This is a genomic window from Paenibacillus silagei, from assembly GCF_017874735.1.
Lineage (GTDB): Bacteria > Bacillota > Bacilli > Paenibacillales > Paenibacillaceae > Paenibacillus_AQ > Paenibacillus_AQ silagei.
The window spans coordinates 75,452-96,094 of record NZ_JAGGLV010000005.1 but is presented as its reverse complement, the minus strand read 5'-3'; the positions used below and the strand labels follow the sequence as shown (position 1 = coordinate 96,094).

Sequence of the window (20,643 nt, the reverse complement as noted above, 5' to 3'; positions counted from 1 at the left end):
AACATTATTCTAGGGGGTCCTACCATGAGTTCATTATCCAAGCAAAATAGTATTGTTGCCGATATGTCGCTTGCACCCGAGGGGCATCTCAAAATCGACTGGGTTCGCCAGCATATGCCGGTACTGAACCGTATCCGTGAGCAGTTCGAAGCCGAGCAGCCGTTCAAGGGGCTCAAGGTATCGATCACCCTTCACCTGGAAGCCAAGACCGCTTATCTGGCCAAGGTAGTGCAGGCTGGTGGCGCTGAGGTAACGATTACAGGCTCCAACCCGTTATCTACCCAGGACGATGTGTGTGCTGCACTTGTGGAGGATGGCATTACCGTATTTGCCAAGTACAATCCTTCTCCGGAAGAGTTCAAGGCACTGAACATCCGGGCACTGGAGAGCAAGCCGGATCTCATTATCGATGACGGCGGCGATTTCGCCACACTGCTGCACTCCGAGCGTCCCGACCTGATGGAGAATATCCGCGGGGGAGCTGAGGAGACAACGACCGGTATTATCCGCCTGAAGGCGCTGCAGAAGCAGGGCATGCTGAAATTCCCGATGGTGGCGGTAAATGACGCTTATTGCAAATATTTGTTCGATAACCGTTACGGTACAGGACAGTCGGCATGGGACGGTATCGTCCGCACCACCAACCTGATTGTGGCCGGCAAGACCGTGGTTGTGGTGGGCTACGGCTGGTGCGGTAAAGGTGTAGCAATGCGGGCCAAGGGTCTTGGAGCGAATGTGATTGTAACGGAAGTGGATGCGATCAAGGCGGTAGAAGCCCACATGGACGGGTTCCATGTCATGCCGATGCTGGAAGCTGCGAAGCAGGGTGATTTCTTCGTTACAGTCACTGGTAACCGGTATGTGATCCGTGGTGAGCATTATGATGTGATGAAGGATGGCGCGATTCTCTGCAATGCCGGACATTTCGATGTGGAAGTCAACAAGCCGGAGCTGGCCGAGCGCTCGGTGTCCCAGCGGACGGTGCGCAAGAACATCGAAGAGTATCAGCTGAAGGATGGACGCAAGCTGTACCTCCTGGCCGAAGGACGTCTGGTGAATCTTGGCGCAGCTGATGGTCATCCGGCAGAGATTATGGATACCACCTTCGCACTTCAGGCATTGTCCCTTAAATATGTGAATGACAATTATAAGAGCATTGGTGTCAAAGTGGAGAATGTTCCCTATGAGCTGGATGAGCAGGTAGCGCGTTACAAGCTGGAAAGTCTGGGGATATCCATCGACAGCCTGACACAGGCGCAAGTCGAGTATCTGGACAGCTGGAATCTGAACGACTAAGGATATGGATCTGCACGAGCCCGGAGCCAATCACATTGGCCCGGGCTTTTACGTGTCCGCAGGAGATGCAAGAATAGCCTCTTGACAAACAAGAAAAAATTACCTTGCTCCGGAAAAAGGTTTTTGATTTTTAATGGCGAATCTATTATGCTTAGGTGGTGAAAAGTGGGGCAAAGTGGGGACTCGGGATGTAGAGGTGGGAATAGATCATGTTTATGGGGGAATACCAGCATACCATTGACGATAAAGGACGGATCATTATCCCGGCCAAATTCCGTGACATGCTCGGAACCTCCTTCGTGGCGACCCGCGGCCTGGACTCCTGCCTGTTTGTTTATCCCATGGAAGAATGGGGAATCATGGAGCAAAAGCTTAAAAGCCTTTCACTGATGAAATCGGATGCCCGTGCCTTCAGCCGCTTTTTTTTCTCGGGAGCGACTGAGTGTGTATGGGACAAGCAAGGCAGGGTGAATCTGCCGGGAAACTTGCGGCAATATGCCAAGCTGGACAAGGACTGTGTTATTCTGGGCGTTTCGAACCGGGTGGAGATCTGGAACAAAGAGCTATGGGAGCAGTACTTCGAACAGTCAGAGGAATCGTTCAACGAAATCGCCGAGAAATTGGTGGATTTCAATTTTGATCTATAAAACATAACATTTCGAATTACTGCCTTGGAGGGATGCAGCTTGTTTCACCACATCACGGTACTAAAAGAAGAAGCGACAGAAGGGCTGCACATCAAGAAGGATGGCCTATATGTAGATTGTACGCTCGGGGGAGCCGGGCACAGCGCCCTTATCGCATCCAAGCTTAGCGGCGGGGGACGGCTGATCTGTCTGGATCAGGATGACTGGGCACTGAACAACGCGAAGGAGAGATTGTCCGGATACGGCGACAAGGTGGTGACCGTCAAGACCAACTTCCGCGATCTGGAGCAGGTGCTGAAGGGACTGCCGTTTGTTCCGCAAAAGGACGGAGTTCCCCAAGTAGACGGGATTCTCTTTGATCTGGGGGTATCCTCTCCGCAGTTTGATGAAGGGGAACGGGGCTTCAGCTACAACCATGACGCCCCGCTGGATATGCGGATGGATCAGTCGGCACAGCTGAGTGCAGCAGATATCATTAACACATGGAGTGAGCAGGACATTGCCAGGGTGCTTTTCCAATATGGAGAAGAGAAATTCTCACGGCGGATTGCCCGGAAGATTGTAGAGCGCAGGGAAGAACGCCCGGTGGAGACCACCGGAGAGCTGGCCGAGCTGATTAAGGAAGGCATTCCTGCGGCGGCAAGAAGGACCGGAGGACATCCGGCGAAGCGGAGCTTTCAGGGGCTGCGGATTGCCGTCAATGATGAGCTGGGAGCTTTTGAGGAAGGCCTGCATGCTGCTGTACGGTGCCTGGCGCCTGAGGGCAGGGTATCCGTTATTACCTTTCACTCGCTGGAGGACCGGATCTGCAAGCAGATCTTCAGCAGCTATCTAAGCCGTTGCACTTGTCCGCCTGACCTGCCGTACTGTGTATGCGGTGCCGAAGGCACCCTGAAGCTAATTAACCGCAAGCCAATTGTGCCGGGGGAAGAAGAGCTGGAGCTTAACTCGCGTGCCCGTTCAGCCAAGCTGCGTATCGCAGAGAAATTGTAGATGACGATAAAGGAGAATCAGAGATGGCTTATACCCGCGGAAATTTAGCAGTTCAACCAAAGAGAAAAGAAGAGGCAAACCCGCTGTACCGTGAGAAAACGAAAGTTGTCACCAGGCGCAGAGTGCTGCCGCTGCAAGAGAAGCTTTTGTACATGCTGACGCTGGGAGCCTTTATTCTGGTAGCAGCCTCCCTGATCTGGCGTTACGTCCATATTTACGATTTGAATATGCAGGCCCAGAAGCTGGACAGCGAAATCGCTAAGAATAAAAAACAAATTGCCACCTATCAGATGGAGAAGCAGACGCTGGAGCAGACAATCGTCCCGCGGGCGAAGGAAATGGGCTTTGTGGTCCCTTCTGAGGAGTCTACTATCTATGTTCCGCTTAGCAGCCAGGCTATCGACAAAGCCGGTAAAAAATAGCGATGAACGGCAATCGCAATAATAGAGGTTGTGAGGTACCTTATGGTTAAGAGAATCAAACTTCGCACGCTGTTTATAGGAGGGTGTATTACCCTCTTTTTTCTTGTTTTAGTCGCCAGAGTATTCTGGATTCAGGTTCTGCAAGGCAAGGAGTGGCAGGAGACCGCAGCTAAGCAGTGGGCTCATACTTCAACCATCAAGGCCGTCCGCGGGGTGATCGAAGACCGTAACGGCAGTGTTCTGGCCAGCGATGTGCCGGCCTACACGGTGGTGGTTAACCCTGAGGTCATTGCCGAGAAAAAAATCGGCGAAGAGGTGATTCAGGGCCTGCATGAGCTGCTGAACAAACCGGTGGATGAGCTGAAGAAGCTGGTGGAGGCTAAGGATAAAGACGGGAAATACCTGAAGAACCGTGAGATCCGTAATGAAGGCTGGAAAATCGATGAAGAAATGAAGGATAAAGTGACGGCTTTCGTTGAGAAGCTCAAGAAGGAGCATGATACGCTGGAGACCGGAGTCGGACTCGTCCGGGAGCAGAAGCGCTATTATCCGAAGGGTTCGCTCGCTGCACATATTCTGGGATATACCGACAGGGACGGCAAAGCGATGATGGGACTGGAAAAGCTCCTGAACAAACAGCTCTCCGGTACGGACGGCCAGCTGAATTACCAGAGTGACGGCAGGGGCATCAAGCTGCCCGATTCGAAGGATACGTTCCAGCCTGTGGTGAATGGAAGCAACTACAAGCTGACGATTGACAGCACGATTCAGTTCTACATTGAAGAGGCTATGAAAAAAGCGTATGCGGAGTATAAGCCGAAATCGATCAGTGTTATTGCGGCCGACCCGAAGACGATGGAAATTCTGGGTCTGGCGAATATGCCGACCTTTAACCCGAATGAGTATTATGATCTGAATCAGGATGCGGCCGGCTTCTATAACCATGCTATTATGACGAGATTCGAGCCGGGATCAACGTTCAAGATTGTACCGCTGGCGGGTGCCGTGCAGGAGAAGCTGTTCGATCCGAATGCGAAGTTTCAATCCGGCTCCATCCGGATTAAGGGATACAGCAAGCCTATCTATGATATGAACAGAGCCGGTTACGGAACCATTAGTTTCCTCGAAGGAGTTAAGCGGTCGAGTAACGTTGCGTTCGTCAAGCTCGGTTATGAGATGCTGGGCAAGGAGAAGCTGCTGCAGTATATCACGGATTTCGGGTTCACGGAAAAGACAGGCATTGACCTCCCGGGAGAGGTTAAGGGTATTGTCAACCCTGATCCGAACAGGGCGGTAGAGAATGCGACGCTTGCCTATGGACACGGTAAGCTGCTGGTGACTCCGATTCAACAGCTCACAGCCGTCGCTGCGATTGCGAACGGCGGCAAGCTGCTGGTGCCGCATGTGGTGAAGGAGGTTACCGATCCGAACACCGGCAAGACCACGGTCACCCAACCGGAGGTTGTGCGGCAGGTGCTCTCCGAAGCAAGTGCAAGGGAGACGGGCAGCTATCTGGAGCAGGTAGTGGCAGATCAGCAGCACGGAACCGGCCGGCATGCCTACATTGAGGGATACCGGGTAGCAGGTAAGACAGGTACGGCGATTAAGCCGGATGGTAAGGGCGGGTATGACCGCGATAAGGTTCGCTCCTCCTTCCTCGGTTATGCACCAGCCAATGACCCTAAGATCGCAGTCTTCGTCATTATTGACGAACCTGCCGATGCGGCAGGCGGCGGTGCTGCGGCGGGTCCGGTCTTCAAGGATATCGTCTCCCAGGCGCTTCCTTATATGGGCGTGCCCAAAGCGGGAGATGTCACTAGCCCTGCTGACAAGAAGACGGTGAAGGCCGAAGCTGTTGTCCAGCGCAAAGCGCCGGATCTGACCGGCAAGACGGTGAAGGCAGCGAGACAGCTGCTCATTAATCAGGGCTTTGATTTCGAAGCTGTAGGCCAAGGGGCAAATGTGGTCAGTCAGTACCCTGAGAAAGGCACCGCCCTGACCGCCGGGCAGCGGATCTATCTGTTAAGCGAGCAGGGAGAGAATGTGACGCTTCCTGATCTGCGCGGCCAGTCTCTGCGCGATGCCCTGGAGATTCTGAACCTGCTGAAGGTGGGAATCTCTGTTGAGGGAGAAGGCTATGTCACAGAACAGAGCCAGGCCAAGAATAAGGGAAAAACGCAGGTAGCGCTGAAGCTTAGCCCTCTCAATGAATATGGCGAGAATATTCCTGTTGCCTTAGCGGGCGATGCCGAGAAAGAAGAAGCTGCAGAGTAACACCCATATAGGCTTGTTCTAACCCCTGTTTGTCCCGAATAGTCATGAAGGTAAGAGATCATGTCTATGAGTGAAAGCGGGGAGAACACAATGAAGGTATCGAAAGTCGTTAGCCGGCGGAGAATGCTGTGGACGCTGCTGGGACTGGCCGTGTTGTTCGGCGCGCTGGCTGTGCGTCTTGCCTATGTACAATTAACCCAGGGTGAGAAGCTGAGCGAGAGGGCCGAGGATTTATGGCGGCGGAACATCCCCTTCACCGCCAAACGCGGCGAGATCCTGGACAGGGAGGGTGTGGCGCTGGCTTACAACATCAGCTCACCGACGATTTATGCTATTCCTGTACAGGTGAAGGAGAAGGAACAGACCGCGAAGCAGCTGGCTCCGCTGCTCGGCATGACCGAGGAGAAGCTGGTTCAGCTGCTGACCCAAAAGAAGGCCTCAGTGAAACTGCAGCCCGGCGGCCGCAAAATTACGATGGAGCTTGCCGCGAGCATCCGTAATTTGCAGCTGCCGGGCATCGTTGTCGCTGAGGATAACAAACGGTATTATCCCTTCGGGGATCTGGCCGCACATATTCTGGGCTTCACCGGAATTGACAATCAGGGGATTACCGGAATTGAGAGCATCTATGATAAGCTGCTTCAGGGGAGCGCGGGCAATATCTCCTATCTCTCCGATGCGGGAGGCCGGCTGATGCCAGGGTCCTCCGAGAAGTACACCGAGCCGCAGGATGGACTTAGCCTGCAGCTGACTATCGACAAGCAGATTCAATCTATTATGGAACGCGAGCTGGATCAGGCCATGGTGAAATATCAGGCGCAGGGGGCCTGGTCTATTGCCATGGATCCCCGCAATGGCGAGATTCTGGCGATGGCCAGCCGGCCGGGGTATGAGCCGGGGGCTTACCAGGAATACGATGCCGAAGTATATAACCGGAATCTTCCGATCTGGATGACGTATGAGCCGGGTTCCACCTTCAAGATCATCACGCTGGCTGCGGCCTTGCAGGAGGGGAAGGTGGATCTGCAGCATGAGCATTTTTTTGATCCGGGCTACATTGAGGTTGGCGGAGCTAAGCTGCGCTGCTGGAAGAAGGGCGGACACGGAAGCCAGACCTTCCTTGAAGTGGTCGAGAACTCCTGCAACCCGGGATTTGTAGCCTTGGGACAGCGTCTGGGTAAGGATACGCTGTTCAAGTACATCCGGGATTTCGGCTTTGGGAGCAAGACGGGCATTGATTTGAACGGTGAAGCGAACGGAATTCTGTTCAAGCCGGCCCAGGTGGGCCCGGTGGAGCTGGCGACTACTGCATTCGGCCAGGGGGTATCCGTCACGCCAATTCAGCAGATTGCTGCGGTATCGGCAGCCATCAACGGCGGCAAGCTGTATACTCCGCATGTGGCCAAGGCCTGGATTAATCCGGATACAGGGAACGTTGTCTCCGAGACTGAGCCGGAGGAAGTGCGGCAGGTGATCTCGGAGGAGACCTCGAAGAAAGTGCGGGCTGCCCTTGAGAGCGTGGTTGCCAAAGGCACAGGCCGACCGGCATTTATTGACGGCTACCGTGTGGGCGGCAAAACAGGGACAGCACAGAAAGTAATCAACGGCCGGTATTCTCCAACGGAGCATATCGTTTCCTTTATCGGCTTCGCCCCGGCGGATGATCCGCAGATCGTGGTCTATACGGCAGTCGATAACCCGAAGGGAATTCAGTTCGGGGGTGTAGTAGCCGCTCCGATTGTCCAGAATATTCTTGAGGATTCTCTTCTGTATCTGAAGGTTCCAGAGCGTAAGGATCAGCTGCCAAGAACCTATAAATACGGCGAGACCCCGATTGTGACGGTCCCTGATCTTACGGGAGCCACTGTTCAGGATATCTATGAGGATCTGAATATGAATTTCATGCTGGTCCGTTCCGGCACCGGCAATACCGTGATCAATCAGGCCCCGAAGGCCGGGGCAAGAGTGCAGCAGGGCTCTACGATCCGGATTTACATGGGTACGCCAAGTGAACCCTGAAATTTGTTATATAATGATTAAAATAAATTGAACTTGAAAATATACAGACAGGGAAAAGTGGCGGAAGGGAATTTTGGAGCTGTAGGAGCGGTAGCGTCCGCCTTTGTCACCGGATTTCTACCGCAAGCAGCGGTTTGATTAAGAGAAATCTGGGGACAACAGCGGCCGGAAGCCCAAAACTTCTCTGGAGTCACGGTAATCCCATACTGAAAAACTTACAAGTACAAATGCAGAGTGAGGGATAGGTATGTTAATTAAAGAACTCTCTTCTTGTCTGGCTGCTTCCCGTCTATACGGGGACGGAGACGTAGAAATATCAGATTTGCAGGCCGATTCACGCAAGGTGGGTCCGGGCGATCTGTTCATCTGTCTGCCCGGACATACAGTGGACGGACATGATTACGCACCTCAGGCTGCTGCCAAGGGCGCGGCTGCCCTGGTCTGCGAACGGAAGCTGGACATTGACCTGCCGCAGATCGTGGTGGATGACTGCCGGTATGCCATGTCTGTGCTGTCCAATGCCTTCTTCGGTTCACCGAGCAGCCGGATGAAGCTGATCGGCATCACCGGTACCAACGGCAAGACCACGACTACGTATCTGATTGAACGGATCATGCAGGATCATGGGGTGAAGACCGGCCTGATCGGTACCATCCAGATGCGGTATGACGGTCAGAGCTATCCGATGTCCGGTACGACACAGGAATCGCTGGAGCTTCAGCGCAGCCTGAATCATATGGCGCTTAAGGGCGTGCAGTGCTGTGTAATGGAAGTATCCTCCCATGCACTCCAGCAGGGCCGGGTAAAGGGGACCGACTACCGCACCGCGATCTTTACGAATCTGACCCAGGATCACCTGGATTACCACCATACGATGGAGGAGTATCGTGCAGTGAAGGGCTTGTTCTTCTCGCGGCTCGGCAACGTGATCTCCCCGTGGAAGGAAGAACGCAAGTATGCCGTGCTGAATGCCGACGATGAAGCCAGCGCCTATTTTGCCGCCCAGACCGCAGCGGAGGTCATTACATATGGTATCGACAAGGCTGCCAATGTCCGGGCCTCGCAAATATCGATCACCGCCAAAGGAACTTTTTTCCACGTGGAGACGTTTAAAGGTGAGACGGATATTTCGCTTCGCATGGTCGGCAAGTTCAACGTCTATAATGCGCTTGCGGCTATTACGGCTGCGCTGCTGGAGGATGTGCCGCTTGCGGACATCAAGGCCAGTCTGGAGTCGGTTGCCGGCGTGGACGGCCGTGTCGAATCGGTGGATGCCGGGCAGGATTTCGCGGTGATCGTTGATTATGCACATACGCCGGACGGTCTGGAGAATGTGCTGAAGGCGGTATGTGAATTCGCTGCGGGCAAGGTGCTTACTGTCTTCGGCTGTGGCGGGGACCGTGATACGACCAAACGGCCGCTCATGGGCAAAATAGCTGCGAAATACAGCGACCATGTGCTGGTCACCTCCGACAACCCGCGGACGGAGGATCCGCTGCAGATTCTGGCTGATATTGAGGCGGGCCTGCGTGAGGATGGCGTGGCGCGTGAGCGCTATGAGATGATTCCGGACCGGAGGGAAGCCATCACAAAAGCTATTGAAATGGCAAGCCCCGGCGATGTAGTATTGATTGCGGGGAAAGGTCATGAGACCTATCAGCTGATCAAGGGAGTCGTTCATGATTTCGATGACCGCATCGTTGCCAAAGAAGTGATAAGGGGCCGAAGCTATTGATTATTAGAACATTGCATAACGTCGCGGAAATGTGCGGAGGAGAGCTGTCCTCGTCCGAAGCTAAGGATATAGAGATTAAAGGAGTCGTAACCGACTCGCGTAAAATATCGCAGGACTGCCTGTTCGTCCCGCTCGTTGGAGAGAACTTCGACGGCCATCACTATGCGGCCGCTTCGCTGGCGGCAGGAGCTGCCGCTACCCTCTGGCAGAGGGATAAGGGGCCTGCACCCGCAGGCGGCGGGGTTATTCTGGTAGAGGACACTTTAGCGGCACTGCAGAAGCTGTCCTCCGCCTATTTGGCCGGGGTGGCCCCCCAGGTGGTTGCCGTAACGGGAAGCAACGGCAAGACGACGACCAAGGATATGATTACGGCATTGCTGGAAGTGCAGTACAAGGTACACAAGACCCAAGGGAACTTCAACAATCATATCGGCCTGCCGCTTACGATTCTCTCCATGGACAGCGATGTTGAGATCGCTGTGCTGGAGATGGGCATGAGCTCACGGGGAGAGATCGCCCTGCTGTCTCTGCTCGCTTCTCCTGACGTAGCGGTAATTACCAATGTCGGCGAATCCCATCTGCTTCAGCTTGGCTCCCGCAAGGAGATTGCCAGAGCTAAGCTGGAGATTGTGGACGGACTTCAGCCGGGCGGGCTGCTGATCTATAACGGGGATGAGCCGCTGCTTGCCGAGGTTCTGGCAGAGCCAGGCTTCCGCACGCCTGAAGGGCTGCTAACCTTCCGCTTCGGGCAGTCGGATGACAATGATGATTATCCGACCGGCCTGATGACCCACAGCGGGGGAATGACCTTCACCTCGCTGCAGCATGGGGAGCGGGCCTTCACCCTTCCGCTGCCGGGGCAGCATAATGTAATTAATGCGCTCGCTGCGCTTGCAGTGGCGCGTCATTATAAGGTGACCGATGAGAATATGGCAGAAGGACTAAGCGGCCTCAAGCTGACCGGTATGCGGATTGAGGTTATTCAGGCGGCAAGCGGGCTGGTGCTCTTGAATGATGCCTATAATGCCAGCCCTACGTCCATGAGAGCGGCGATTGATGTGCTGCAGTCCATGAAATGCAGCGGCCGCAGAATCGCGGTGCTGGGGGACATGCTGGAACTCGGGCCGGAGGAGCTTCAGTTCCACCGGCAGATCGGCAGCTATCTCGACCCGGAGCTGACGGATGATGTATTCACCTTCGGGCCGCTGTCGGCGCAGCTTGCGGCGGCGGCCTCGGAGCGGTTCGAGGCCGGGCATATCTATGCTTTTACAGATAAAGAAGCCTTGATCAATGCCTTGACTGCGATGTGCGGCAATGATGATGTTGTGTTGTTCAAAGCATCCAGAGGGATGCGGCTGGAAGAAGTGCTCCACCGCTTGAAAGAACATTCTGAAGCGAATGCTAACTAAAGGAGGGGTGTACCCATGGATTATCAATTACTTCTGCTGACTATTGCTGTGTCCTTTATCCTTGCGGTCATTGCCGCTCCGCTGATCATACCGCTGCTGCGCCGGCTTAAGCTGGGACAGCAGGTTCGTGACGACGGGCCCCAGACCCATTTGAAAAAGGCGGGAACCCCTACCATGGGCGGCGTAATTATCATGGTCGCGTTCACGCTGTCTTTTCTGAAATTCTCGGTCATTAATTCGGATTTCTATGTACTGCTGGCCGCTACACTGGGTTATGGACTCATTGGATTCCTGGATGATTATATCAAAATTGTGTTCAAGCGCTCCCTAGGCCTTACGGCGCGCCAGAAGCTGCTGGGCCAGCTGCTGGTCGGTGTCGTGCTCAGCGTCCTGCTGATCTCGGCCGGGCATAGTACGAATATCAGCGTTCCGGGAACCTCCTTCAGCTTCGACTGGGGCCCATGGTTCTATTATCCGTTCATTGTGCTCATGATGATGGCGGTCACGAATGCCGTTAACTTCACGGACGGTGTGGATGGTCTGCTGTCAGGCGTAAGCGCAATTGCGCTCGCTGCCTTCGCGGTGGTAGCGATGCAGGCAACCTCGATTGCCGCTGGTGTCTGTGCCGCTGCGATGATTGGCGCAGTGCTTGGCTTTCTCGTATTCAATGCCCATCCTGCCAAGGTGTTCATGGGCGATTTCGGCTCCTTCGGGATCGGCGGGGCGATTGGTGCGATTGCTATTGTCACCAAGACCGAGCTGCTCTTTGTGGTGATTGGCGGAGTCTTCGTGGTTGAAATGCTGTCCGTAATTATTCAGGTCGCTTCGTTTAAGACGCGCGGCAAACGGGTATTCAGAATGAGCCCGATCCATCATCACTTTGAGCTGGGCGGCTGGTCGGAGTGGCGTGTAGTCGTCTCCTTCTGGGCGGTGGGCCTCGTGCTGGCGGCAGCTGGACTATATCTCATCAAGGGGTTGTAACGAATGAAACATCCGGATCTGTACCGTGGTCAAGAGGTGGTCGTCCTGGGGCTCGCCAAAAGCGGCGTCCAGGTGGCCAAGGTGCTGCATGAACACGGCGCTGTGGTGACGGTCAATGATAAAAAGGAAAGAGATCAGAGTCCCGAAGCTTCCGAACTGGAATCTTTGGGAATTTCTGTTATATGCGGCGGGCATCCGGAGAACCTGATCCACGAGGGTGTGGAGCTGGTTGTTAAGAACCCGGGGATTCCTTATTCGGTCGCTCCGGTGCAGCAGGCGCTGGAGCTGGGAATTGAGGTAGTGACTGAGGTGGAGGTAGCTTATCACCTCTGCGCTGCCCCGATGATCGGCATCACCGGCTCCAACGGCAAGACCACTACAACGACCTGGGTGGGTCATATGCTGGAGGCAGCAGGGATGCGCCCCATTGTGGCCGGGAACATAGGAACGCCGCTCTCACAGGCCGCACAGGAGGCTGACGCGGACAACTGGATGGTGGTCGAGCTAAGCAGCTTCCAGCTGAAGGGCACGGAAGCGTTCCGGCCCAAGATTGCTGCCTTGCTGAATGTCGCTGAGACCCACCTGGACTACCATGGAGGCATGGAGGATTATGTAGCCTCCAAATCCAAGCTGTTCGCCAATCAGGGACCGGAGGATACCGCTGTGCTGAACTGGGATGATCCGGTCTGCCGCGAGCTGGTACCCTATCTGAAGGCGGGCATTCTGCCCTTCTCCATGAACGAGGAGCTGGTGCAGGGCATCTTCGTCCGCCCGTCCTACGTGGCGGATACGGCAGACGAGCTGAAGCGGGTCATTATCTACCGCGATTACACGGAGAGCGAGACCGAAATAGCCGATGTCGATTCTATCGGACTTCCCGGCCGTTTCAATGTGGGGAATGCGCTGGCTGCCTGCGGCATTGCCATTGCCGCAGGAGCGGACCCGGCGGTGCTGGGTCCGGTGCTGGCTTCCTTCCGCGGGGTGGAGCACAGGCTGGAATATGTAACAGACAAGGCAGGGGCCGCCTATTATAACAATTCCAAGGCTACCAATTCCAAAGCTACCTCCATGGCGCTGGCCTCCTTCCGGAAGCCGGTCATTCTGATTGCCGGGGGCCTGGACCGCGGCTCGGATTATATGGAGCTGCTGCCTGTCCTCGGAGAGAATGTCAAAGCCCTGGTGGCGCTTGGGCAGACCCGGGACAAGCTGGCGGCTGTAGCCCGGCTGGCAGGAGTAAAGACGGTCATCTCCGTCGATAATGGGGAGAGTGCCGCTGCCGTGCTGGAACAGGCTGTGCGGGAGGCTTCCGCCCTGGCGGAAGCGGGGGATGTAGTTCTCCTGTCCCCTGCCTGTGCCAGCTGGGATATGTTTACCTCCTATGAGGAGCGCGGGCGTATTTTTAAAGAGGCGGTGCATAACCTTTAAGTAGGGGGGTGGATAAGCCCCTACTACGGATGCAAGAGGTGTGCTCCTGATGAACAAATCCCGTCATGCGCCCGATATCTGGCTGCTGCTTCCGATACTGGCTTTACTGGCTATCGGTATGGTAATGGTATACAGTGCCGGGTCCGTTCTGGGCTTCCGCAATTATGGCGATTCGTTTTATTTTGTCAAAAGACAGATGCTGTTCGCAGGCCTGGGCCTCATCGCGATGTTCATTACGGCGAACACCGATTATCTGGTGCTGAAAAGGTTCGCCCGGCCGCTCCTGCTGGTGTGCTTCGCCCTGCTGGTGCTGGTGCTGATTCCCGGCATCGGCGTGGTTCGCGGAGGTGCGCGCAGCTGGCTCGGCATCAGCTCCTTCGGCATTCAGCCCTCGGAATTCATGAAAATGGGGATGATTCTCTTCCTGGCCAAGTGGCTTGGAACCGAGGAATACGACATCTCCAGCTTCATGCGCGGGCTGCTCCCGCCGCTTGCGCTGATCGGCTCCGCATTCGCATTGATTATGCTTCAGCCCGATCTCGGCACAGGTACTGTCATGTTCGGCGCGGCTATGATGATGGTCTTCACAGCGGGGGCGCGGATGAAGCATCTGCTCTCCCTCGGTGCGCTGGGGCTGGCCGGGTTCGCCGGACTCATTGCCGCTGCGCCTTACCGGCTGCAGCGGATCACCGCCTTCCTGGACCCGTGGTCCGATCCGCTGGGCGCGGGTTATCAGATCATTCAGTCGCTCTACGCGGTGGGTCCCGGCGGGCTGGGCGGACTGGGCTTCGGGATGAGCCGGCAAAAATACAGCTATGTCCCGGAGCCGCAGACTGATTTTATTTTCTCCATATTGGCCGAGGAGCTGGGATTCATCGGAGGGCTGGCCGTGCTGCTGCTGTTCCTGCTGCTGATCTGGCGCGGAATGAAGGTAGCCATGAGCCTGCCGGACCGCTTCGGCAGCTATCTTGCCGTAGGCATCGTCTGTATGGTGGCGGTTCAGGTGGTCATCAACATCGGTGTGGTAATCGGCCTGATTCCGGTAACCGGCATCACGCTTCCGCTCATCAGCTATGGCGGCTCATCGCTCACCCTGATGCTCACAGCACTTGGCATTCTGCTTAATTTATCCCGTTATGCGAGGTGAAAGACATGCGTATTGTACTTAGCGGCGGCGGCACAGGAGGACATATCTATCCTGCTGTAGCCGTAGCCAGACAACTGGAATCCGAAGATGCGGATTCTGTCTTCCTGTATATAGGAGGCAAGCGAGGTCTGGAGAGCAAGCTGGTTCCCCAGGAGAATCTGCCTTTCCAGTCCATTGATATTACAGGCTTCCGCCGCAAGCTGTCGATGGATAATGTGAAGACGGTCATGCGGTTCCTGAAGGGGGTCAAAGCCTCCAAAGCTATGTTGCGCGAGTTCAAGCCTGATGTGGTTGTCGGCACCGGGGGGTATGTCTGCGGACCTGTGGTGTATGCAGCCTCCCGGCTCGGCATCCCGACGCTGATCCATGAACAGAACGCGATTCCGGGACTGACCAACCGTTTTCTCAGCCGGTATGCCAGCACGGTCGCGGTGAGCTTTGAAGGCACAGAGCCGGCTTTTCCCGGGGCCAAGAATGTAATCTATACAGGCAATCCCCGGGCCACTACGGTCATGACGGCTAATCCGCAACGCGGCTTCGCTTCACTCTGTATCCCCGAAGGAAGCACGGTGGTACTGGTTGTGGGAGGAAGCGGGGGAGCCAAGGCGATTAACCGTGCCATGATTGAAATGGCACCCTTTGTGGGTAAGGGTAATGGTGTTCACTATGTGTATGTCACCGGAGAGTCTTACTTCGAGGATACCCGCAAAGCAGTACGCGAGCAGCTGGGCGGTATTCCGAACTGGCTGCATGTCCTCCCTTACATTCACAATATGCCTGAGGTGCTGGCCTGCACTTCCCTGATCGTGAACCGGGCAGGCGCCTCTTTTCTCGCAGAGATTACCGCGCTTGGCATACCCTCTGTCCTCATTCCGTCTCCCAATGTAACGAACAATCATCAGGAAGCCAACGCCAGAGCGCTGGAAGGTGAAGGTGCGGCAGTGGTACTGCTGGAGAAGGACTTAAGCGGCGAGGCACTGTTCACAGCGGTTCAGAAGATCATCGGAGCGGATACGCTGCGTCACAGCATGTCGGAGGCCTCTAGACGCCTCGGTAAAAGAGATTCCGCCTCCCTGGTTGTCAGCGAGCTCCGCAGGCTGGCTGCAGGACGGGGACGCTAGAATCCGGGCTGACATTGTCACACACACGGAGCTCCGAACATAGGATGATCCTATAATCGTGACAATCACCCAGAGCGCTTCTTGATGTCTGAGATTCGGAAACGGAGTTCGTTCCGGCCGATTCTGCAGGACCGTGGTGCAGGAAGTGCTTACGGTGGGTGAGCGGTAATCTCGGAGGTGATACATTGGACAAATTGGTGATTGAGGGCGGAAACCCCCTGTCAGGCACCATACGTATCCATGGAGCAAAAAATGCGGCACTGCCGATTCTGGCAGCCAGCCTGCTGGCCGAAGGAGTTCACTCACTGCATAATGTGCCGAAGCTGCTGGACATCGAAACGATGCTGCATATTCTGCAGCGGCTGGGCTGCAGGACAGTACATGAAGAGGAGACGGTCACCGTCGATACGTCCTTTCTCCTGACCTCTCATGTTCCGGAGGACCTGATGCGGCAGATGAGATCCTCCATATTCCTGATGGGCCCGCTTTTGGCCAAGTTCGGGGAAGTGACGATCTATCAGCCGGGGGGCTGTGCCATCGGGGAGCGCAAGATCGACCTCCACCTGCAGGGCCTGAAGCTGCTAGGGGCAGAGATTGAGGAGACGGGCGGCCGGATCTGCTGCCGGGCTGCTAGCTTGAGGGGCTGTGATATCCATCTGGATTATCCCAGCGTGGGCGCCACGGAGAATATCATGATGGCCGCCGCCATGGCCGAGGGCACGACCACCGTCTCCGGGGCAGCGAGAGAGCCGGAAATCCAGGACCTGCAGAACTTCCTCAATGCGATGGGGGCACAGATTATCGGCGCAGGGACGGATACGATCACCATTCAGGGTGTCCGCAAGCTCCATGCCTGCAGCTATGAGGTGATCCCCGACCGGATTGTTGCCGGAACCGTGATGATCGCCGCCGCCGCCACGCGGGGCAATGTGACGCTGACACACACCAATGCAGGACATTTGACCTCCCTGATCCACATCCTGAGGCGCGCCGGTGTTCAAATTACAGTGTGCAATGATATAATTAATATCAGCTGTATGGGACGTCCCCGTGCGGTTGAGCGAATTGTTACCTCTCCGTATCCGTCCTTTCCTACGGACCTGCAGTCTCAGGTTATGGTTCTATTGTCCCTGGCGGAAGGATTCAGTGTGATTAAGGAAACGGTCTTCGAAGGGCGCTTCAAGCATGTGGAGGAGATGGCCCGGATGGGAGCCGATATCTCCATTGATCTGAACAGGGCATTCATACGCGGCGTTAAGAGGTTGTATGGGGCAACGGTTGAGGCTACTGACCTGCGGGCAGGAGCAGCCCTTGTAATCGCCGGGCTGGCTGCTCAGGGAACGACTATTGTAGAGCAGGCGCATCATATTGACCGGGGATATGACGGCATCGAATTATTGTTTCAAAAGCTGGGGGCGCGCATTAGCCGCAAGGTGCCGGTGCCTGACCCGCTGGATTTGGCCAATTAAAGCTCCCTGTCTCCTTCGGCGTAGCCGTGAGGAAGGAGACAGGGCCTTATTACGGAGATATGAGAATGCCAAAAACGCGAATACCTCTTTTGAAAGAGGACAAGCCTAGCAAGAGAAAAAACCGTAAAATCATCATCATCCTGGCACTGCTGTTTACTGCGCTGCTGGCTGTAATCTTCTTCCGTTCGTCGATCAGCAAGATTACAGCCATTGAAATGCAGGGGGATAAATATACGTCCCGTGAGCAGCTGCTGGCTGCAAGCGGCCTGAAGATCGGAGGACAGTTCTTCGCAGTCTCCGGAGATTCCGTGGGGGAGGCACTGGAGAAGCTGAATACGGTTCAGGAGGCGCAGGTCAGCAAGAAGTTCCCCGGTGTGGTTACGATCACTGTGAAGGAGTACCCGGCGGTTGCTTATGAACTGGACCAGGCAGGCGTACTGGAGGCAATTCTGTCAAGCGGGGCCGCCGTCTCTGTGACGGATACCGGAATTGCTGTCGAGAAGCCGATATTGACTAACTGGAAGGCTGACGATCCTTATAAGACCAAGCTGTGCCAGGCGCTGGCCGGCATTCCGAATGAGCTGACCAGTGATATATCGGAGATTGTACCTTCTCCGACGTTATCTTTTCCTGACCGGATTAAGCTCTACACACGTTCACGCTTTGAGGTCATAACGGCCGTTTCACTGCTGAAGGATAAAGTAGGCTATTTGAATCAGGTGATTCAGACGGAGGAGCCGGGACTGATCAAAATGCTGGAGGCTGATTCCTATGTTCCGTTCCATTCTGAAGCTGGGGACACCGGAGAAGACGCAGATGCACAAGAGTAAATAGTCCCTACTAATAGAGCGGAATAAATGCTACAATCTGTTTTACGGGTAATAAGCAATATCCCTCTTTTTTCTGCGGATTTTTTGAGATGCAATCCAGGATATAGCCGCTGTTCTCTTGTTTTTCTTAAAATATAAGAATGTAAACGGACGACAATGCCGTTTCCACTTGTTTGAATGTCAGGTGCTGATCCCGCTAAGCGGAGGCGTCTGCCTGCAGTTGAATACCTTGTCATATTATTCCTCTCAAAAAATTTGTTGAAAAAAGAGGGAAAGGATTAGGGATGTTGAATATGTACAGAGATGTTTCCCGCGACCGGGATCAAAGACATGTTTATTATGATTATAACAGGAGGTGCCATAGGGCTTGAGCAACAATGACATCATTGTTAGTTTGGACATCGGTACATCCAAAGTTCGGGCAATAATCGGGGAAGTTACTAGTGGAACCTTCAATATTATTGGCGTTGGATCTGCTGATTCGGAAGGGATACGCAAGGGTGCGATTGTAGACATCGATCAGACTGTGCAATCGATCAGGAGTGCCGTAGAGCATGCGGAGCAAATGGTCGGTATTCAAATATCCGAGGTGTATGTCGGCATATCCGGCAATCATATCGGCCTGCAATCCAGCCACGGCGTAGTTGCCGTTCAGAATGAGGACCGTGAGATCGGCGAAGATGACATCGACCGCGTAATCAAGGCAGCGGAGGTTATTGCACTCCCGCCGGAACGCGAGGTCATTGATGTTGTCGCCAAGCAGTATATCGTCGACGGCCTAGAAGGCATTCAGGACCCGCGCGGAATGATCGGCGTCCGCCTGGAAGTGGAGGCCACGATCATTACCGGTGCCAAGACCCCCATACATAATCTGCTCCGCTGCGTGGAGAAATCAGGTCTGAAGGTTAAAGATCTTGTCCTTATGTCTCTCGGGGCTGGCGGATTAGCGCTCTCCAAAGATGAGAAATCGATGGGGGCTGTACTGGTGGATATAGGTGCCGGACAAGCCACGATAGCCGTATATGAAGAAGGTTCCCTTAGTGCAACCTCCACGATTCCGATCGGAGGAGAATTCATAACCAATGATATTGCGTACGGACTTCGGACACTTACCGACCAGGCCGAGAAGGTCAAGCTGAAATACGGCTGTGCCTGGATCGACGATGCCGCTTCGGAGGTCGTCTTCAAGGTCCTGCGTATCGGCAGCAATGTAGAGAAGGAATTCAACCAGGAAGATCTGGCTGCGATTATCGAGCCGAGAGTCCAGGAAATCTTCCACCTGATCCGCCAGGAAGTGAAGCGGCTTGGTTATACGGAGCTCCCGGGAGGTTATATACTTACGGGTGGCACAGTATCGATGCCTGGGGTGCTTAAGGTAGCCCAGAACGAGCTGGCAGCCTCCGTACGGATCGCTGTTCCGGATTATATTGGAGTACGCGACCCCGGCTTCACCGGCGGCGTAGGCATCCTTCATAATGTGGTACGTAACTACCGCGGACGGAGCAGCGGCGGAAGTGCCAACAAGAAGACCGTGAACCGCAGCAAGCAGAGCGCAGCGCCGGTTCAGGATTCTTCCAAGAAGCCGGGTCTGGTGGAACGACTAAAGAATATGTTTAGCGAGTTCATATAAGTGTAATCCAGATATACTTGGACTGGCCATCCAAGCACTACTCGAGGGGGAGATGGAAACAATATGTTGGAATTTGATTTTGAAATGGAGAGTTTGGCGCAAATAAAAGTCATCGGCGTCGGCGGCGGCGGAAGCAACGCTGTGAACCGGATGATTGAAAATGGCGTTCAGGGTGTTGAGTTCATCACGGTTAATACAGACGCCCAAGCGCTGCATATGGCCAAATCGGAGCATAAATTACAAATCGGAGATAAATTGACCCGCGGACTTGGCGCAGGAGCGAATCCTGAGGTCGGCAAGAAGGCGGCAGAGGAATCCCGCGATCTGATCTCTAATACGCTGAAGGGCGCGGATATGGTCTTCGTTACCGCAGGCATGGGCGGTGGTACCGGAACAGGCGCAGCGCCTGTCATTGCCGAAATCGCCAGAGAATGCGGAGCATTGACGGTAGGCGTCGTGACCCGCCCGTTCACTTTTGAAGGCAGAAAACGTGCCAACCAGGCAGAGCTTGGAATCGAAGCGCTCAAGGAAAAGGTTGATACGCTGATTGTGATTCCGAATGACCGCCTCCTGGAAATTGTGGATAAGAAGACTCCAATGCTCGAAGCCTTCCGTGAAGCGGACAATGTACTCCGTCAGGCGGTACAAGGCATCTCCGACCTTATTCAGGTTCCCGGCTTGATCAACCTTGACTTTGCCGATGTGAAGACGATTATGACGGAGCGCGGTTCAGCGCTCATGGGCATCGGGATTGCCACCGGCGAGAACCGGGCGTCTGAGGCAGCCCGCAAGGCGATTATGAGCCCGCTGCTTGAAACCTCCATCGAAGGTGCGCGCGGCGTCATTATGAACATTACAGGCGGCTCTAACCTCTCCCTGTACGAAGTGAATGAAGCCGCCGAGATTGTTACCTCTGCTTCGGACCCTGAAGTGAATATGATCTTCGGTGCCATTATCGAAGAGAGCATGAAGGACGAGATCAAGGTTACGGTTATTGCGACCGGTTTTGAACACAAGCCTTCTCCCATAGCTCCTGTACGCCGTCCTGCGGCAAACAGCGAACCATCTGCTGATAATAATAAGAGCAAGAGTGAGAATCTTCGTCCATTCGGGAATCAGACAAGCTCTGATCAGCTGGATATTCCGACCTTCCTGCGTAACCGGACACGCGGCAATAATGATTAAGTGCCATTAATAGCGATTATAGCTTAGACTGTTACGGAAGCACCGTATCACGCAGCTTTG

At 54.6% G+C, this 20,643-nt stretch carries 16 protein-coding genes; all 16 read left to right on the top strand.

Annotated elements, in window-relative coordinates; genetic code table 11:
- The first annotated feature begins 24 nt into the window (after nt 1-24).
- The 16 genes from J2Z70_RS09425 (at nt 25) to ftsZ (ending at nt 20,583) form a co-directional block, all read left to right on the top strand.
- Entirely contained in the window at nt 25-1,296 is a 1,272-nt protein-coding gene (locus J2Z70_RS09425) for an adenosylhomocysteinase (protein WP_209871994.1), read from the top strand.
- A 209-nt stretch (nt 1,297-1,505) separates the two neighbouring features.
- Nucleotides 1,506-1,943, top strand: a complete 438-nt coding sequence (gene mraZ / locus J2Z70_RS09420) for a division/cell wall cluster transcriptional repressor MraZ (protein WP_036724286.1) — start codon at nt 1,506-1,508, stop codon at nt 1,941-1,943.
- Nucleotides 1,944-1,982: 39 nt separating this feature from the next.
- A complete protein-coding gene (rsmH, locus tag J2Z70_RS09415) occupies nt 1,983-2,936 on the top strand; it encodes a 16S rRNA (cytosine(1402)-N(4))-methyltransferase RsmH (protein ID WP_209871990.1) in 954 nt (317 codons plus the stop codon).
- Nucleotides 2,937-2,959: 23 nt separating this feature from the next.
- Nucleotides 2,960-3,358 (top strand): hypothetical protein, encoded by a 399-nt coding sequence (locus J2Z70_RS09410; RefSeq protein ID WP_209871987.1) that lies wholly within the window; start codon nt 2,960-2,962, stop codon nt 3,356-3,358.
- Nucleotides 3,359-3,400: 42 nt separating this feature from the next.
- Complete coding sequence (locus J2Z70_RS09405; RefSeq protein ID WP_209871984.1) at nt 3,401-5,632, top strand: penicillin-binding transpeptidase domain-containing protein; 2,232 nt, start codon at nt 3,401-3,403, stop codon at nt 5,630-5,632.
- Between the two features lie 90 nt (nt 5,633-5,722).
- Entirely contained in the window at nt 5,723-7,651 is a 1,929-nt protein-coding gene (locus J2Z70_RS09400; protein WP_036724385.1) for a stage V sporulation protein D, read from the top strand.
- A 247-nt stretch (nt 7,652-7,898) separates the two neighbouring features.
- A complete protein-coding gene (locus J2Z70_RS09395) occupies nt 7,899-9,386 on the top strand; it encodes a UDP-N-acetylmuramoyl-L-alanyl-D-glutamate--2,6-diaminopimelate ligase (protein ID WP_209871982.1) in 1,488 nt (495 codons plus the stop codon).
- A complete protein-coding gene (locus J2Z70_RS09390; protein ID WP_209871979.1) occupies nt 9,383-10,795 on the top strand; it encodes a UDP-N-acetylmuramoyl-tripeptide--D-alanyl-D-alanine ligase in 1,413 nt (470 codons plus the stop codon). Before J2Z70_RS09395 ends, J2Z70_RS09390 begins: the two co-directional genes overlap by 4 nt.
- Nucleotides 10,796-10,810: 15 nt before the next feature.
- Entirely contained in the window at nt 10,811-11,776 is a 966-nt protein-coding gene (gene mraY, locus J2Z70_RS09385) for a phospho-N-acetylmuramoyl-pentapeptide-transferase (RefSeq protein ID WP_036724278.1), read from the top strand.
- 3 nt (nt 11,777-11,779) lie between these two features.
- A complete protein-coding gene (gene murD / locus J2Z70_RS09380; protein WP_209871976.1) occupies nt 11,780-13,201 on the top strand; it encodes a UDP-N-acetylmuramoyl-L-alanine--D-glutamate ligase in 1,422 nt (473 codons plus the stop codon).
- A 49-nt stretch (nt 13,202-13,250) separates the two neighbouring features.
- A complete protein-coding gene (gene spoVE / locus J2Z70_RS09375) occupies nt 13,251-14,348 on the top strand; it encodes a stage V sporulation protein E (protein WP_036724276.1) in 1,098 nt (365 codons plus the stop codon).
- Between the two features lie 5 nt (nt 14,349-14,353).
- Nucleotides 14,354-15,469: an undecaprenyldiphospho-muramoylpentapeptide beta-N-acetylglucosaminyltransferase gene (gene murG / locus J2Z70_RS09370; RefSeq protein WP_209871973.1), complete on the top strand. Its 1,116-nt coding sequence runs from the start codon at nt 14,354-14,356 to the stop codon at nt 15,467-15,469.
- Nucleotides 15,470-15,654: 185 nt separating this feature from the next.
- A complete protein-coding gene (gene murA / locus J2Z70_RS09365; RefSeq protein ID WP_036724272.1) occupies nt 15,655-16,938 on the top strand; it encodes a UDP-N-acetylglucosamine 1-carboxyvinyltransferase in 1,284 nt (427 codons plus the stop codon).
- Between the two features lie 65 nt (nt 16,939-17,003).
- Complete coding sequence (locus J2Z70_RS09360; protein ID WP_209871943.1) at nt 17,004-17,768, top strand: cell division protein FtsQ/DivIB; 765 nt, start codon at nt 17,004-17,006, stop codon at nt 17,766-17,768.
- Between the two features lie 367 nt (nt 17,769-18,135).
- Nucleotides 18,136-19,398 (top strand): cell division protein FtsA, encoded by a 1,263-nt coding sequence (gene ftsA / locus J2Z70_RS09355; protein WP_036690197.1) that lies wholly within the window; start codon nt 18,136-18,138, stop codon nt 19,396-19,398.
- A gap of 63 nt (nt 19,399-19,461) precedes the next feature.
- Complete coding sequence (ftsZ, locus tag J2Z70_RS09350; RefSeq protein ID WP_209871940.1) at nt 19,462-20,583, top strand: cell division protein FtsZ; 1,122 nt, start codon at nt 19,462-19,464, stop codon at nt 20,581-20,583.
- The last annotated feature ends 60 nt before the right edge of the window (nt 20,584-20,643 follow it).

What these genes read in the sequence shown, in the direction of transcription:
- J2Z70_RS09400 (WP_036724385.1), top strand. Translation starts at nt 5,723, where the DNA reads ATGAAGGTATCGAAAGTCGTTAGCCGGCGGAGAATGCTGTGGACGCTG.
- J2Z70_RS09360 (WP_209871943.1), top strand. Translation starts at nt 17,004, where the DNA reads ATGCCAAAAACGCGAATACCTCTTTTGAAAGAGGACAAGCCTAGCAAG.
- murG (WP_209871973.1), top strand. Translation starts at nt 14,354, where the DNA reads ATGCGTATTGTACTTAGCGGCGGCGGCACAGGAGGACATATCTATCCT.
- ftsZ (WP_209871940.1), top strand. Translation starts at nt 19,462, where the DNA reads ATGTTGGAATTTGATTTTGAAATGGAGAGTTTGGCGCAAATAAAAGTC.
- J2Z70_RS09425 (WP_209871994.1), top strand. Translation starts at nt 25, where the DNA reads ATGAGTTCATTATCCAAGCAAAATAGTATTGTTGCCGATATGTCGCTT.
- J2Z70_RS09395 (WP_209871982.1), top strand. Translation starts at nt 7,899, where the DNA reads ATGTTAATTAAAGAACTCTCTTCTTGTCTGGCTGCTTCCCGTCTATAC.
- mraZ (WP_036724286.1), top strand. Translation starts at nt 1,506, where the DNA reads ATGTTTATGGGGGAATACCAGCATACCATTGACGATAAAGGACGGATC.
- J2Z70_RS09410 (WP_209871987.1), top strand. Translation starts at nt 2,960, where the DNA reads ATGGCTTATACCCGCGGAAATTTAGCAGTTCAACCAAAGAGAAAAGAA.
- mraY (WP_036724278.1), top strand. Translation starts at nt 10,811, where the DNA reads ATGGATTATCAATTACTTCTGCTGACTATTGCTGTGTCCTTTATCCTT.
- J2Z70_RS09405 (WP_209871984.1), top strand. Translation starts at nt 3,401, where the DNA reads ATGGTTAAGAGAATCAAACTTCGCACGCTGTTTATAGGAGGGTGTATT.
- spoVE (WP_036724276.1), top strand. Translation starts at nt 13,251, where the DNA reads ATGAACAAATCCCGTCATGCGCCCGATATCTGGCTGCTGCTTCCGATA.
- murD (WP_209871976.1), top strand. Translation starts at nt 11,780, where the DNA reads ATGAAACATCCGGATCTGTACCGTGGTCAAGAGGTGGTCGTCCTGGGG.